Raw genomic sequence first — 12,813 nt, 5'->3', positions numbered from 1 at the left:
CAAGCAAGGGCGCCAAGTCCCTGATGCCAAAGCGGAAAATGCAGCCTGCCGGATCACATTTCCAACCGCCCGCGTGCCTGCCTTAACAACCTCTGTGGCGGAGCGCCTCTGCCCCGCGTCACAGCGCACCCGCGCCGCGGCACGGAACGTTATCGCGAGGCCGAATCACGATGGAACGCTGCGGTGCGGCATTTGCAACTTCCCCGGCGCTGGCGGCGGCAAATTTCACATCTTAGGAAAAATCACGAAAATACAGGGTGTTCGGCGGCAAAAAAACCGATTGGCGGGCAAGCGCCGACTTTTCGTAAGCTGGGATTCTTTCTATAGTTTACGCAATGGGCATGCCAAAATTGCCCGACAACCAACAGGGGGTGTCTCAATGATCCGGTCAGAGCTGATCCAAAAGATCGCCGACGAAAATCCACATCTGTACCAAAGAGACGTTGAACGTATCGTCAACACGATCTTTGAGGAAGTGACAGGTGCGATGGCGCGTGGCGATCGGGTGGAACTGCGGGGTTTCGGCGCATTTTCTGTCAAGAAACGAGACGCGCGCGTCGGGCGTAACCCGCGGACCGGCGAGACGGTTCATGTGGAGGAAAAGCACGTGCCGTTTTTCAAGACCGGCAAGCTCCTGCGTGATCGTCTGAACGGAAAATCCTGATGCGCTATATCCGCTACGCCTGTATCGCCACCTTCGCAGTGGCATTGATATCCGTGGCTGTGGCCAATCGGCAAATGGTGTCCTTGCAACTGATCCCGTCGGAAGTGGCGGGCTGGTTTCAGGTCAACCCCGGCATCGAGCTGCCCCTGTTCCTCGTCATCTTCGGGAGTATCATTGCCGGCCTGCTGGTCGGGTTTGTCTGGGAATGGGTCCGCGAGCATAACCAGCGCGCCGAGGCCGCGCGGCAGGCGCGCGAGATGCGTCGGCTTGAACGTGAAGTCGCCAAGCTGAAGGGCGAAAAGCACGAAGGCAAGGATGAGGTTCTCGCGCTGCTGGACGAAGCCAGCTGAACGCCCTCTCTTGATCCTGTGCCGATTGCATGATCAAACGCCGCCATGTCCAAAACTGTCTCAGTCAAGATTTGCGGTCTGCGAACCGCAGAGGATGTCGCGGTAACGGCCGCTTCCGGCGCCGCCTATTGCGGGTTCAACTTTTTTGCCAGATCTCCACGTTCGGTGTCTTTGGATGACGCGCGCGGGTTGGCACTTGAGGCACCACCAGGCCTTGCAAAGGTGGCGCTGACCGTTGACGCGGATGATGCGTTTCTGGACGATCTGGTGGCCAAGGTGCCCCTGGATATGCTGCAGCTTCACGGCAGGGAAACGCCCGCCCGTGTTGTCGCAGTCAAGGCGCGCTATGGGTTGCCGGTGATGAAGGCCGTGGGCGTCGCGGATGCCAGCGATCTTGTCACGATGGAGCCCTATCTGACAGTGGCGGATCAAATACTGGTTGATGCCAAACCACCCAAAAACAGCGTGCTGCCCGGTGGCAACGGGCTACCGTTCGACTGGCGCCTGATTGCCGGGCGGCGGTGGCCGATCCCGTGGATGCTGGCCGGTGGCCTGACAGCGCAGAATGTGGCGCAGGCAATTGCCATGACCGGTGCCAATCAGGTGGATCTGGCCTCGGCAGTGGAATCCGCGCCCGGGGTCAAGGATCCCGACCTGATCCGTGCCTTTATGCAGGCGGTTCACGCATGAGCGTCGTCTTCCGCCTCGCCGACCGCAGCGATGTCGCTGCTGTCGTCGCGTTGCTGCAGGACGATATGCTGGGTGCTGCGCGCGAGGGCAGCGATCCCGAAACCTATCTTGCGGCCTTTGACGCAATGGCGCAGGAGGGCAGTAACCATCTGATCGTCGGTGAGGTGGACGGAAGGGTGGTGGCGACCTATCAGCTGACCTTCATTTCCGGCCTCAGCCTGCGGGCCGCCCGCCGCGCCCAGATCGAAAGCGTTCGTGTTTCCAGCACGCTGCGGGGGCAGGGCGTCGGTCACCTGATGATCGAGGACGCCGTGGTCCGGGCGCGCGCGGCGGGCTGTAGCCTCGTTCAGCTGACCATGAACAAAAGTCGCACCGATAGCGCCCGTTTCTACGGCGACCTTGGCTTTACGCCCTCGCACATCGGGTATAAACGCAACCTCACGTAACAGGAGTGCGCGGGATGGCGAACGATCTATTCAACTCTTTCATGACCGGCCCGGATGAAAACGGGCGGTTTGGCGATTTCGGCGGGCGCTTTGTCTCCGAAACGCTGATGCCGCTGATCCTGGAGCTGGAAGAGCAATACGAGACGGCCAAAACCGACGAGACATTCTGGGCGGAGATGAACGATCTCTGGACCCACTACGTGGGCCGCCCTTCGCCGCTCTATTTTGCCGAACGCCTGACTGACCACCTCGGCGGCGCCAAGATATACATGAAGCGCGACGAGCTGAACCACACCGGCGCGCATAAGATCAACAACGTACTGGGCCAGATCATCCTCGCCCGCCGCATGGGTAAAACGCGGATTATCGCGGAGACGGGGGCAGGCCAGCACGGTGTGGCCACGGCCACGGTCTGTGCCAAGTTCGGTCTGAAATGCGTGGTCTACATGGGTGCGCATGACGTGGAGCGCCAGGCCCCAAACGTCTTCCGCATGCGCCTGCTGGGCGCCGAAGTGGTGCCTGTGACCTCCGGGCGCGGCACGCTCAAGGACGCGATGAACGACGCGCTGCGCGACTGGGTGACCAACGTGCGCGACACCTTCTATTGCATCGGAACCGTTGCAGGGCCGCATCCGTACCCCGCGATGGTGCGTGATTTTCAGGCCATCATCGGCAAGGAGGTCCGCGAACAGATGACCGCTGCCGAGGGCCGTTTCCCCGACACGGTGATTGCCGCAATCGGCGGCGGATCGAACGCCATGGGCCTGTTCTTTCCGTTTCTGGACGACAAGGAGGTGAACATCATCGGCGTCGAAGCGGGCGGCAAGGGCGTCAACGCCAAGATGGAGCATTGCGCGTCGCTCACCGGCGGGCGCCCCGGCGTTCTACACGGCAACCGCACCTACCTGTTGCAGGATGACGACGGGCAAATCCTCGAAGGTTTCTCGATCTCTGCGGGCCTCGATTATCCCGGGATCGGGCCGGAACATGCGTGGCTGCACGATATCGGGCGGGCGCAATATGTCTCGATCACCGACGCCGAGGCGCTGGAGGCTTTCCAGCTGTCCTGCGAGCTGGAGGGGATCATCCCGGCATTGGAGCCAAGCCATGCGCTGGCCCATGTGATGAAGATCGCGCCCGATCTGCCTGCCGATCACCTCATCTGCATGAACATGTGCGGACGGGGCGACAAGGATATCTTCACCGTGGCCAAGGCGCTAGGTTTCGAGATGGGTGAGTTCGCCTGACGCGGGCTTTGCGCATCGCGTGTCGACGGGTTGTCAGCGGTCGACACGCGCCATGGCAAGCCCGATACCTGACCCCAGGAACAACACCCCGGTCAGGCGGTGGCGCAACCGACCAAGGCGCGCGACAAGCGGGCTGGCGATGCGGGCCGTCGCGACCCAAAGCAGATCACCCGCGAAAACCACAAAGATATAGATCACCGCGACAAGGACGAGGCGGTCGGTGGTCGGCGCGGTTCCGGTAAACTGCGGCAGGAAGGCAGCAATAAAGATCAATGTCTTTGGATTAGCCATGGCAAGGAACAACCCCTGCCAGAAGAGGCTCCGCATCGAGCCACCCGGCGCCCTTGCCTGATCGAATTCTTCTGCACCCTGGCGCCAGGCCCGGAGCCCCAGGTAGATCAGATAGGCGACGCCCGCCCACTTGAGCCAGAACATGGCATTTGCGGCCACCTGGATCACCGCGCTCAGGCCCAGCACCACCACCGCCAGTTGCAGCGCAACACCAAGGGTCGTGCCCAAAACCGTGGCGCATCCGTACCGCGCGCCATAGGCCAGCGTGTTGGCCACGAAGAGGGCGACATTGGGCCCGGGAATCGCGACCAGCGCAGCGGTCGCCCCGGCAAGAAGAAGTGCAGAGGTCAAATCCATGGTGCAGCTATACCAGCGGATGCGCCCGCATCCAATCTCTGTCAGCGACGGGTATCCCAGAACGTTCTGTCCGGCATTAAGCGGGCAAGGCGTGTTCGCTCAATACGCCCAAGGGCACGATTTCGAGGGCGCGCTTGTGCGTTGCGGCGAGATTGACCCTGGGCGCACACCCTTCGTCATGCGCTTGCAGAAAGCGCGACGCACACAGGCACCACGGGTCACCGGCTTTCAACCCCGCGAAACCAAACTCTGGGCGCGGTGTGCTGAGATCGTTGCCCACGTATTTCGAATAGGCCAGAAACTCGTCCGTCATGACCGCGCAGACGGTGTGGCTGCCCTGATCGGCGGCGCAGGTGTTGCAGTGCCCGTCCCGGAAAAAGCCGGTTTTCGGGTCGGTTCCGCAGACGGCCAGATCCTCGCCCAGAACGTTGATGCTCTTGTCCATTTCCATTGCCATCTCCCTAAAGACTGTCGGCAATCTCGCGCAGCACGGCAATGTTGGCCTGTTGCACGGCATCGTCGCGAAACTGCCGGTCGGCGGCGGTCACGACAATCACCACCCCCTGTGGTTCATTGATGTAGAGGTATTGGCCGTAAATGCCACGCGCCATGTATTCGCGCGGCCTTGCGTCGCGGGGCATCCACCACTGGTAACCAAAGCCGTATTCAGCCGCCCCGGTCGGCGCGCTTGGCGTTGTGGAGGCGATAACCCAGTCCTGCGGCACGATCTGCTGACCATTCCAGTCGCCTTGCTGCAGGAACATCTGGCCAAAGCGCGCGTAGTCGCGTGACGTGCCATTGAAACCGCTGAGAACAAAAGCGACCCCCGCCCCATCGGTGAGGTAATAGGGCGCCTGCTCCAATCCCATCGGGCCGATGATTTTTTCCTGCATCAGTGCAGTGATGCTGCGCCCGGTAGCGCCGCGCACCACCATGCCCAGCACATGCGTGTCGACCGACACATACCGCCATATGTCCCCGGGCGGGGCAAAGGTTTCCTGCAACTCCGCGGTAAATGCATCCATCTCGCCCCCCAGCGCCAGCACGCGCCCCATGCGATTGACGTCGGAATGCTTGTCGAAATAGTCTTCGTCGAAGACCACGCCCGTCGTCATGGTCAGAACATGCCGGATGGTGGCGCGCTGGTACGCACCGCCGCGCAGTTGCGGCACATAGTCGATCACCCGGTCATCAAGGGAGCCGATATCTCCCTCGGCCAGAACGATCCCGGTCAGGGCGGACAGGTAGCTTTTGGCCATCGACCAGCTGATCCGCCGGTCATCCGGTCCGGTGCCCAGATGATAGCTTTCGTGAACCAGCGCCCCGTCCTTCAGGACCACAAGGGAGGTGACGCTGCGCGCCTCGATGAAGTCTGCGACCGACGCGGGCAGGATCGCCCGTGGACCCTGCGGCAGGGGCACGACGGGGGATGCGCCGTCACCGATCTGCACATTCAGGAACGCCTGATCCATGTTGCTGAAATTCTCAACGATACGCTCAGGTTCAAACAGCCGGTTGACCGCGATCAGGCGGCTGATTTCTTCGCGCTTCCAGACGCCCACGACGATTAGCGCCACTACGAACGCCGCCAGAAGTCGCCAGATCCATTTCCTGACTGCCCGCATGTTCACGTCTTCCCTTACTGCTGCTCACCACGCCAGTGGACCCAACGGCCATGAAAATCGGCGCGCCCCAGCGTCAGGGTTTCATCCCCCGGCCACAATCGCAGTGTCAAGGCCGCACCGACGGCGCCGGTCGTGTCGCCGTCGTTTTCCATCGCCAGCCAGGCCAGCGGGCGATCCGGCGTTGCTTTTGCCCCGGCCGCTTCGATCAGCGCCTGCCCGCGCATCTGGGCGTCTTTCGGGAAATACTGCCACGCCACGGTGTGCTGGATCAGGTGGACATGGCCCTGCGGTATCGCGCCCAGCCGTGTTTCCAGCCAGTCGATGGCGTCGCCCCGGGTCAGCGGCGCGTCCATGACGGCCGCCGCGGAGCGGGTCAGTGCCAGCCGGTGCGGCTGGTCCGGCCAGAGATACGCGCTGAGGCGGAGCATATCGGTGTCCTCGCCAGGGGCCATCGGGTTGAGGTCAACACCGGCACGGGCGGCAATGGTGGGGCGGGCCCTGGGGGGCAGGGGGCCCTGCCACTCGGGCGTGAGCGTCAGCGCGGGGTGCGATGGTGCGATCGTCAGGCCCGGCAAGGACAGGCCGTAGTGATCCCACATCAGGTTCAGGCCGGCGCTGGCCCCCAGTTCAGACAGCACAAAGGGCAGATCGAACCGCGTGGCGACCACCGCAGCCCCGGCGATCAGCGCTGCCGACCGCCGGACTTCATTGGTCTGGGGCGGGCTTTCAACCCACTCAAGCAGAAAGGGCTCATGGGCTTTCAGGGCGGCGGCCACACCGGCCCAGAGCGTATCATCGGGCACCGTTGCAGGCGGATAAAGGGTGGCCAGATCGGGCGCGCGCCCGCTCAGCACCAAGGCGTGCAGGCCACCTGCCATACGCAGCGGTAGAGAGGCGCCCACGGGCCCGATGTCGCCGGTGAACCGGGCCAACCGCTGTCCCAATGCACTGTCTTCCTGCCAGTTATCCGCGAGAAGGCGCAGCAGTTGCCCCATGAAGGGCGACCCGAGCTTGGTACAACTGGCAGCCTGCTGGCGAAACGCGCCCCGCAAACTCACCGAAAGCGTTCCATCAGTTTCTGCAGGGGAGACCGGGTGTCGGGCTGCGGGTCCGGCACGGGCGCGGGATCCTGACGTGGATGTGCCGCCGCAGGCTTGGCAGGCTTGTTTCCGGTGCCGGACCGGGGTGGTGCGATCCGCAGCGCCACGGCGTTCATGAACTTCGCCGGATCACCGGCAGCCAGCCATGCGGCCCCGTCGCTGATGCCCCGCATCACGTCGTTCAGCCATGCGTCATCCGCCTTGGCAAAGTCGTGCAGCACGTAAGACGGCACCAGCTCCTTGCGGCCGGGATGGCCGACGCCGATGCGCACCCGGGCATAATCCGGCCCGATATGCGCATGCAGGGACCGCAGCCCATTGTGCCCGGCATGACCGCCGCCCAGCTTGTGCTTTACCTTGCCGGGCGCGAGGTCAATCTCGTCATGCAGCACCACCACATCCGATGGCTCCAGCTTGTAAAAGCGCATGGCCGCCTGCACCGATTGCCCGGAGTTGTTCATATATGTCTCGGGTTTCAGCAAGACGACCCGATCAGAACCAAAGCGGCCTTCCGCAATGCTGCCCTGATGCTTGCCTTTCCACGGACCAAACCCATGATCCTGCGCGATCCGGTCCACCGCCATGAACCCGATATTATGCCTGTGGTGGGCGTATTTCGCGCCGGGATTGCCCAGACCGACAATCAGTTTCATGGCTGTGCTCCTTATGATGCGCTGCAGCATAGCAAAGCCTGTTCTGAAACGAAATACGGGGCCGCAGCGGGCCCCGTATACTACCTTCCAGCGATGGAAAGGGTTTATTCTTCAGTGGCTTCCGCCTCTGCATCCGCTTCTGACGCTTCTTCGCCGTCCACGGCATCTTCGCCGTCTTCGTCTTCCGACGAGGCAAGGCCGGCAGGTGCCGAAAGCTGGGCGATCACAAAGTCACGGTCGATCGTTGGTGTTGCGCCCTCAGGCAGGGTCACCGAAGAGATCGTCAGGTTGTCGCCGATCTCCATCTCGGACACGTCGATGGTAATGTGATCGGGAATATCGCCCGCGGTCACAATCAGCTCCACCTCGGGACGCACCAGCGTCAGCACACCGCCTTTCTTCAGGCCGGGCGCCACGTCTTCGCCTTCCACTTCAACCGCGATGAAGAGGTTGATCTTGGTGGTGCGGCGCAGGCGCATGAAATCGATGTGGGTCGGCAGGTCCTTGACCACGTGACGCTGCACGTCGCGGCAGATCACACGCACGTCGTCGTGGCCTTCCACCTTCATGTTGAACAGGGTCGACTTGAACCGGCCCGCGCGCAGTTTCTTGATCAGCACGTTGAACGGAATGTTGATCGGCAGCGGGTCGACGTCGCCCCCGAAAACAATCCCAGGAACCATGCCATTGCGGCGTGCCTGACGAGCGGCGCCCTTGCCTGTCCCCGTCCGTTCCTGAGCTTCAAGATCCGGAATTGCTCCAGCCATCTTTAATCTCCAATATGTTAAGGGCGGGCCTCCTCCAAGGCTGTAGACCCGCGTGAAGCCGCGCGTATAGACCGGATTTGCCCGCAGGGAAAGACCTTTTTGCCGCTGCAAAGAGCGCCGCTGCGCAGGTGCCTGACCGCGGCAATCGCGGCACTTTTCAAACAAGCGCGCACGCCGGGCAAAAGATGCGCCCGACGGCTAGCCCAACAGGTCTGATTTCAGGTAGCCATCCGCGGCAAGCAGTTGGTCGTAAAGCTCAAATTCGGCGGCGCGCACGTCGCGCAAGTAGCGATAGACCTCGTCCGACAACGGGGCGTCCACCGTGGGGGAGACGTTCTTTTGCGGCAACTCGACCGGCACCTCCAGACGGTTGGACAGGAAGTTGCGGAACCGCGGCTGACGTTCGTAGGCAAACAGATGATCGACAAGCAGATTGCCGTTGGAATCACTCAAAAACGCATATTGGCTGCCGATCCGGGCAAATTCGCGCGGCGCGCCAGAGGCGACTTCCATCACGAAGTCATCAAACGACATGCCCTTCGTCGATTTGGGGTTGCCGTCCTGTTGCGGTCGGGCGCGATAGCGATACCAGCTGCGGATCTGCTCAACAGGCTCGCGCATCGACGCGACGGTCTGCGGGCGACAGTTGAAAGTATCCTCAATAAACGGGGCGATCTTCTTTCTGTACCGCTGGGCGTTGATATGCTTGCGCCCTTTCGCAAACAGGATTTCCGCACGCGGTCGCAATGCCGTTTCAACGGCGGTTGTCCCTGTTTTCGGGGTGGCCAGATAGACCAGTTGTTTGTCCAGAAAGATCAGCACCCCGGCAGCCTAGCGTGCCGATTTACGCCTGCCAACGCCCTTCGAAGTCTTCGGGCACCAAAAGATTGTGTCGCCCCAGATCGCCGACACGGGTCTCGCCGCACAGCGCCATGGTTGTGTCCAGTTCCTTATGGATCACTTCGAGCGCCGTGGTCACACCCTTCTGGCCCATGGCGCCCAGCCCGTGGATGAACGCGCGCCCGATGTAGGTGCCCCGGGCCCCCATCGCGAGGGCCTTCAGAACGTCCTGACCGGAGCGGATGCCGCTGTCCAGATGGACTTCGACCTGATCCCCCACCGCGTCCAGAATGGATGGCAGTGCGCGGATCGAAGACAGGGCACCATCCAGCTGCCGGCCGCCGTGGTTCGAGACGATGATCGCATCCGCGCCGACCTTCAGCGCCATCTTCGCGTCTTCCGCGTCAAGAATGCCCTTGAGAATGACCTTGCCGCCCCATTGTTCCTTCAGTCTGGCAACCTTGTTCCAGTCGAGACTGGGATCAAAAGATTCCGCCGCCCATGTGCTGAGCGATTTCGGATCGGAAATGCCCTCGACATGTCCGATGATATTACCGAAGTCGCGCCGTTTGGCGCTGAGCATTTCGATGCCCCACGCCCATTTGGTCGCCAGATTGGCCAGCGTTTTCAGCGTCGGTTTTGGCGGTGCTGACAGGCCGTTCTTGATATCCTTGTGGCGCTGTCCGAGGATTTGCAGATCCAGCGTAATGACGAGGGCAGAGCATTTGGCATCCTTGGCGCGCTGTATCAGGCGGCTGATGTAATCGGTGTCGCGCATGACATAAAGCTGAAACCAGAACGGTTTGGTGGTGAACCCCGCGACCTCTTCGATCGAGTTGATCGACATGGTGCTCAGCGTGAAGGGAACCCCGAATTTCTCCGCCGCGCGTGCCGCCTTCATCTCGCCGTCCGCGTGCTGCATGCCAGTGATGCCGACAGGGGCCAGTGCGACGGGCATGGCCACGTCCTCACCGATCATCTGGCTGGCTGTGCTGCGCCCCGTCATGTCGACCGCCACGCGCTGGCGCAGGCGGATTTTTTCGAAATCCGTCGTGTTCTCGCGGAACGTCTGCTCCGTCCAGCTGCCCGATTCGGCGTAATCGTAGAACATCCGGGGCACCCGGCGCTCGTGCAGACGCTTCAAATCCTGAATTGTCGTGATGGGTGGCATTGTGAACCCCTCATTTTGGTCAATTTTAATTACCAATCTGCCGCGAAAAGATCAATCGCCGAAAATATCTTGACCTGTCGGATAAATAGTACGAACTTGCACTAATTATATAGTACGAAATCGTACCAAAGGAGTATGCAATGACACTATCACGACGTAAATCGATGGCTCTTATCGGCGGCGGTGTCGTACTGGCCGCTGGCGGCGGAACAGCGTACGAAGTGACGCGGAAGCCAGATGCCGCGCTGGCGCCATGGGCCCGGGCCGGGTCATATGACGACCCGAGAATGCGGGCGCTGAGCTATGCCATTCTGGCGCCGAACCCGCATAACCGGCAGCCCTGGAAGGTGGATTTGTCGCAATCGGATCGCGCCGTGCTCTATGTCGATACCGACAGACTGTTGCCGCACACCGATCCGTTTAACCGTCAGATTACCATCGGCCTTGGGTGTTTTCTGGAGGTGATGCGCCTTGCCGCGCTGGAAGACGGGCTGGCCGTGGATGTCGACCTCTTTCCGGACGGTTCCGACCCTGAGGCGCTGGATGCACGGCCCGTCGCCCTGTGCACCTTTACGCCAACCACCGCGCCGCCCGATCCGCTGTTTGCGCAGGTTCCGCACCGCCGGACACTTAAGGAAATCTACGATACCAGCCGACCGGTGCCCCAGGATGTCCTGGCGCGCATCCGCAGGGCCGCCCGTCACGGGACAGATGTCGGGGTGACCGATGACGCCGCGCAGGTCGCCGCACTGCGGGACCTCTCCGCAGAGGCGTTCCTGATCGAGTTCCGCACCAAACGCACGCTGAAGGAAAGCGTCGATCTCTTTCGCATCGGGCACAGGGAGGTCAACGCCAACCCCGATGGCATCGATTTTTCCGGCCCGATGTTCGAAATGCTGCGCCTGACAGGATTGTTCAGCCGTGAAAAGGCGATGGACCCGGAGGACTTCAGTTACAAATCCGCCGAGGATCTGGTGGTCGCCAACGTGATGTCCGGCATGGCGCATCTGTGGCAGGTGACGGCCACCAATACCCGCCAAGACCAGATCCGCACCGGTCAGGACTGGGTCCGCATCAACCTTGCTGCCACCGCCGAGGGTGTCGGGTTGCAACCGCTGTCGCAGGGGTTGCAGGAGTTCCCCGAAATGGCCCGGATTTATGCGACACTGCACGAGACACTGGCCCCTGACGGCGGAACTGTGCAAATGTGGTGCCGCTTGGGGTATGGGCCCGAGGTGCCTGTCAGTCCCCGGTGGCCGCTAGAAGCAAAGTTGATGAATGCCTGATACCAAAAACGCGATCTACTTCGAAGTCTTCAATGAGATCGGGATCATTGAGCAACTCAGCCGCACCTTGCTGGAAGCCCGCTTGCCACACGGGCTGATCGCGCCGCATTTCGCGGTGCTCAATCACCTGATCCGGCTGGGCGACGGGCGGGCGCTTATCGACATTGCGCGCGCCTTCCAGGTGCCAAAAACCACGATGACGCATACGATCAAATGCCTTGAAACCAACGGCCTTGTGGCCGTGCGTCCGAATCCCAGGGACGGGCGGTCGAAACTGGTGTGGCTGACAAGCGCGGGCCGCGCCTTGCGGGCAAAGGCCATTGCCGATCTGTACCCGGATTTCGAAAGGCTGGCCGCAGGGTTCAAAGTCGATCGCCTGCAGGACATCCTGCCGGTGTTGAAAGACCTGCGCGCTTTCCTGGACGAGGATCGCAACGGGCCGCACGACAAGACCGTGCTTCAGGCGGAGTGAGCCCCGTCCGCCAGTGATTTCACGAAAGCGAGGGTGTCGGCAACGCTGTCGCCTGCCGCGATCTTGCTGACAATGGCGGAGCCTACGACAACGCCGTCCGCCACCTGGGCTATGGCGCGCGATTTCTCCGGTGTGTTGACACCAAAGCCGACGATGACCGGCAGACCGCCGGCCGATTGGATCCGGGCGACCTCGGGGGCCACGTCGTCCGCCTGCGCTTCGGCGGCGCCCGTGATCCCGGTGATCGAGACGTAATAGACAAAGCCGGAAGTGTTCTGCAAAACCCGCGGCAGGCGCTTGTCATCGGTGGTCGGTGTTGCCAGCCGGATGAAGTTCAGCCCCGCGGCCTGCGCTGGCAGGCACAGCTCGCTGTCCTCCTCGGGTGGCAGGTCAACGACAATCAGCCCGTCGATCCCGGCCGCCTTGGCGTCCCTCAGAAACGCATCCACTCCGCGGCTGTAGATCGGATTGTAATAGCCCATCAGAACGATAGGGGTCGTGTCGTCCGTCTCGCGGAAGGCGCGGGCCAGATCCAGCGTCCGTTGCAGGGTCATCCCGGCTTCGAGCGCCCGTTGCCCGGCCAGCTGGATGGTTGGGCCATCGGCCATCGGGTCGGTAAAGGGCAGGCCCAGTTCGATCACGTCGACACCGGCGCCGGGCAGGCCGCGCACGATCTCCAGCGAGGTGTCAAAATCCGGGTCGCCAGCCATGATATAAGAGACAAAGGCCTTCTGTCCGGCCTTGGAAAGCTCTGCGAATTTTGCGTCGATACGGGTCATCTGGATGGGCCTTTCTGAGTCTTGCCCCGCAATGCCCAAAACTTGCACGGAAATCAATGCATCAAAACCACCGCA

At 61.8% G+C, this 12,813-nt stretch carries 16 protein-coding genes; 7 read left to right on the top strand and 9 right to left on the bottom strand.

Going from position 1 to position 12,813, the window contains the following annotated elements:
• Window positions 1-379: 379 nt before the first annotated feature.
• From ihfB to trpB, 5 genes are read left to right on the top strand one after another with little or no spacing between them, the layout of a single operon-like run.
• Window positions 380-664, top strand: a complete 285-nt coding sequence (ihfB, locus tag KX928_RS21265) for an integration host factor subunit beta (protein WP_219506738.1) — start codon at window positions 380-382, stop codon at window positions 662-664.
• Window positions 664-1,014, top strand: a complete 351-nt coding sequence (locus tag KX928_RS21260) for a lipopolysaccharide assembly protein LapA domain-containing protein (protein WP_219506736.1) — start codon at window positions 664-666, stop codon at window positions 1,012-1,014. The genes ihfB and KX928_RS21260 overlap by 1 nt, the downstream gene beginning before the upstream one ends.
• Window positions 1,015-1,059: 45 nt before the next feature.
• Complete coding sequence (locus tag KX928_RS21255) at window positions 1,060-1,704, top strand: phosphoribosylanthranilate isomerase (RefSeq protein ID WP_219506731.1); 645 nt, start codon at window positions 1,060-1,062, stop codon at window positions 1,702-1,704.
• Entirely contained in the window at window positions 1,701-2,150 is a 450-nt protein-coding gene (locus tag KX928_RS21250) for a GNAT family N-acetyltransferase (protein ID WP_219506729.1), read from the top strand. The genes KX928_RS21255 and KX928_RS21250 overlap by 4 nt, the downstream gene beginning before the upstream one ends.
• Before the next feature lie 14 nt (window positions 2,151-2,164).
• Complete coding sequence (gene trpB / locus KX928_RS21245; protein ID WP_219506728.1) at window positions 2,165-3,397, top strand: tryptophan synthase subunit beta; 1,233 nt, start codon at window positions 2,165-2,167, stop codon at window positions 3,395-3,397.
• Window positions 3,398-3,430: 33 nt separating this feature from the next.
• On the opposite strand, the gene KX928_RS21240 is transcribed toward trpB, so the two are convergent.
• From KX928_RS21240 to KX928_RS21205, 8 genes are all read right to left on the bottom strand, one after another.
• Window positions 3,431-4,045, bottom strand: coding sequence for a LysE family translocator (locus KX928_RS21240; protein ID WP_219506726.1), 615 nt, complete (start codon window positions 4,043-4,045; stop codon window positions 3,431-3,433).
• A gap of 76 nt (window positions 4,046-4,121) precedes the next feature.
• Window positions 4,122-4,496 (bottom strand): DUF2237 family protein, encoded by a 375-nt coding sequence (locus KX928_RS21235; RefSeq protein WP_219506724.1) that lies wholly within the window; start codon window positions 4,494-4,496, stop codon window positions 4,122-4,124.
• A gap of 10 nt (window positions 4,497-4,506) precedes the next feature.
• Complete coding sequence (locus KX928_RS21230) at window positions 4,507-5,670, bottom strand: serine hydrolase domain-containing protein (RefSeq protein WP_219506722.1); 1,164 nt, start codon at window positions 5,668-5,670, stop codon at window positions 4,507-4,509.
• A gap of 14 nt (window positions 5,671-5,684) precedes the next feature.
• Window positions 5,685-6,728, bottom strand: a complete 1,044-nt coding sequence (locus KX928_RS21225; protein ID WP_219506720.1) for a DUF2332 domain-containing protein — start codon at window positions 6,726-6,728, stop codon at window positions 5,685-5,687.
• Complete coding sequence (pth, locus tag KX928_RS21220) at window positions 6,725-7,423, bottom strand: aminoacyl-tRNA hydrolase (RefSeq protein WP_219506719.1); 699 nt, start codon at window positions 7,421-7,423, stop codon at window positions 6,725-6,727. Before pth ends, KX928_RS21225 begins: the two co-directional genes overlap by 4 nt.
• 104 nt (window positions 7,424-7,527) lie before the next feature.
• On the bottom strand, window positions 7,528-8,190 hold the full coding sequence (locus KX928_RS21215; protein ID WP_219506718.1) for a 50S ribosomal protein L25/general stress protein Ctc: 663 nt from the start codon (window positions 8,188-8,190) through the stop codon (window positions 7,528-7,530).
• A gap of 198 nt (window positions 8,191-8,388) precedes the next feature.
• A complete protein-coding gene (locus KX928_RS21210; protein ID WP_219506717.1) occupies window positions 8,389-9,012 on the bottom strand; it encodes a hypothetical protein in 624 nt (207 codons plus the stop codon).
• Between the two features lie 22 nt (window positions 9,013-9,034).
• Window positions 9,035-10,201 (bottom strand): alpha-hydroxy acid oxidase, encoded by a 1,167-nt coding sequence (locus tag KX928_RS21205; RefSeq protein ID WP_219506716.1) that lies wholly within the window; start codon window positions 10,199-10,201, stop codon window positions 9,035-9,037.
• A 140-nt stretch (window positions 10,202-10,341) separates the two neighbouring features.
• Here KX928_RS21205 and KX928_RS21200 point away from each other — a divergent pair, with 140 nt between their 5' ends.
• Window positions 10,342-11,487 (top strand): Acg family FMN-binding oxidoreductase, encoded by a 1,146-nt coding sequence (locus KX928_RS21200; RefSeq protein ID WP_219506715.1) that lies wholly within the window; start codon window positions 10,342-10,344, stop codon window positions 11,485-11,487.
• Complete coding sequence (locus KX928_RS21195; protein ID WP_219506714.1) at window positions 11,480-11,959, top strand: MarR family winged helix-turn-helix transcriptional regulator; 480 nt, start codon at window positions 11,480-11,482, stop codon at window positions 11,957-11,959. The genes KX928_RS21200 and KX928_RS21195 overlap by 8 nt, the downstream gene beginning before the upstream one ends.
• Here the strand turns inward: KX928_RS21195 and trpA are convergent.
• The gene (gene trpA, locus KX928_RS21190) at window positions 11,947-12,738 is read right to left on the bottom strand and encodes a tryptophan synthase subunit alpha (RefSeq protein WP_219506713.1); all 792 of its coding nucleotides are present in this window, start codon (window positions 12,736-12,738) and stop codon (window positions 11,947-11,949) included. The genes KX928_RS21195 and trpA overlap by 13 nt on opposite strands.
• Between the last annotated feature and the right edge of the window lie 75 nt (window positions 12,739-12,813).

Origin of the sequence: Roseobacter insulae (assembly GCF_019375555.1) — a bacterium.
Classification (GTDB): domain Bacteria; phylum Pseudomonadota; class Alphaproteobacteria; order Rhodobacterales; family Rhodobacteraceae; genus Roseobacter; species Roseobacter insulae.
This window is presented reverse-complemented; position numbering and strand designations above follow the sequence as displayed.

What these genes read in the sequence shown, in the direction of transcription:
- KX928_RS21240 (WP_219506726.1), bottom strand. Translation starts at nt 4,045, where the DNA reads ATGGATTTGACCTCTGCACTTCTTCTTGCCGGGGCGACCGCTGCGCTG.
- KX928_RS21200 (WP_219506715.1), top strand. Translation starts at nt 10,342, where the DNA reads ATGACACTATCACGACGTAAATCGATGGCTCTTATCGGCGGCGGTGTC.
- KX928_RS21205 (WP_219506716.1), bottom strand. Translation starts at nt 10,201, where the DNA reads ATGCCACCCATCACGACAATTCAGGATTTGAAGCGTCTGCACGAGCGC.
- trpA (WP_219506713.1), bottom strand. Translation starts at nt 12,738, where the DNA reads ATGACCCGTATCGACGCAAAATTCGCAGAGCTTTCCAAGGCCGGACAG.
- KX928_RS21195 (WP_219506714.1), top strand. Translation starts at nt 11,480, where the DNA reads ATGCCTGATACCAAAAACGCGATCTACTTCGAAGTCTTCAATGAGATC.
- ihfB (WP_219506738.1), top strand. Translation starts at nt 380, where the DNA reads ATGATCCGGTCAGAGCTGATCCAAAAGATCGCCGACGAAAATCCACAT.
- KX928_RS21230 (WP_219506722.1), bottom strand. Translation starts at nt 5,670, where the DNA reads ATGCGGGCAGTCAGGAAATGGATCTGGCGACTTCTGGCGGCGTTCGTA.
- KX928_RS21235 (WP_219506724.1), bottom strand. Translation starts at nt 4,496, where the DNA reads ATGGAAATGGACAAGAGCATCAACGTTCTGGGCGAGGATCTGGCCGTC.
- KX928_RS21215 (WP_219506718.1), bottom strand. Translation starts at nt 8,190, where the DNA reads ATGGCTGGAGCAATTCCGGATCTTGAAGCTCAGGAACGGACGGGGACA.
- pth (WP_219506719.1), bottom strand. Translation starts at nt 7,423, where the DNA reads ATGAAACTGATTGTCGGTCTGGGCAATCCCGGCGCGAAATACGCCCAC.
- KX928_RS21255 (WP_219506731.1), top strand. Translation starts at nt 1,060, where the DNA reads ATGTCCAAAACTGTCTCAGTCAAGATTTGCGGTCTGCGAACCGCAGAG.
- KX928_RS21250 (WP_219506729.1), top strand. Translation starts at nt 1,701, where the DNA reads ATGAGCGTCGTCTTCCGCCTCGCCGACCGCAGCGATGTCGCTGCTGTC.
- trpB (WP_219506728.1), top strand. Translation starts at nt 2,165, where the DNA reads ATGGCGAACGATCTATTCAACTCTTTCATGACCGGCCCGGATGAAAAC.
- KX928_RS21260 (WP_219506736.1), top strand. Translation starts at nt 664, where the DNA reads ATGCGCTATATCCGCTACGCCTGTATCGCCACCTTCGCAGTGGCATTG.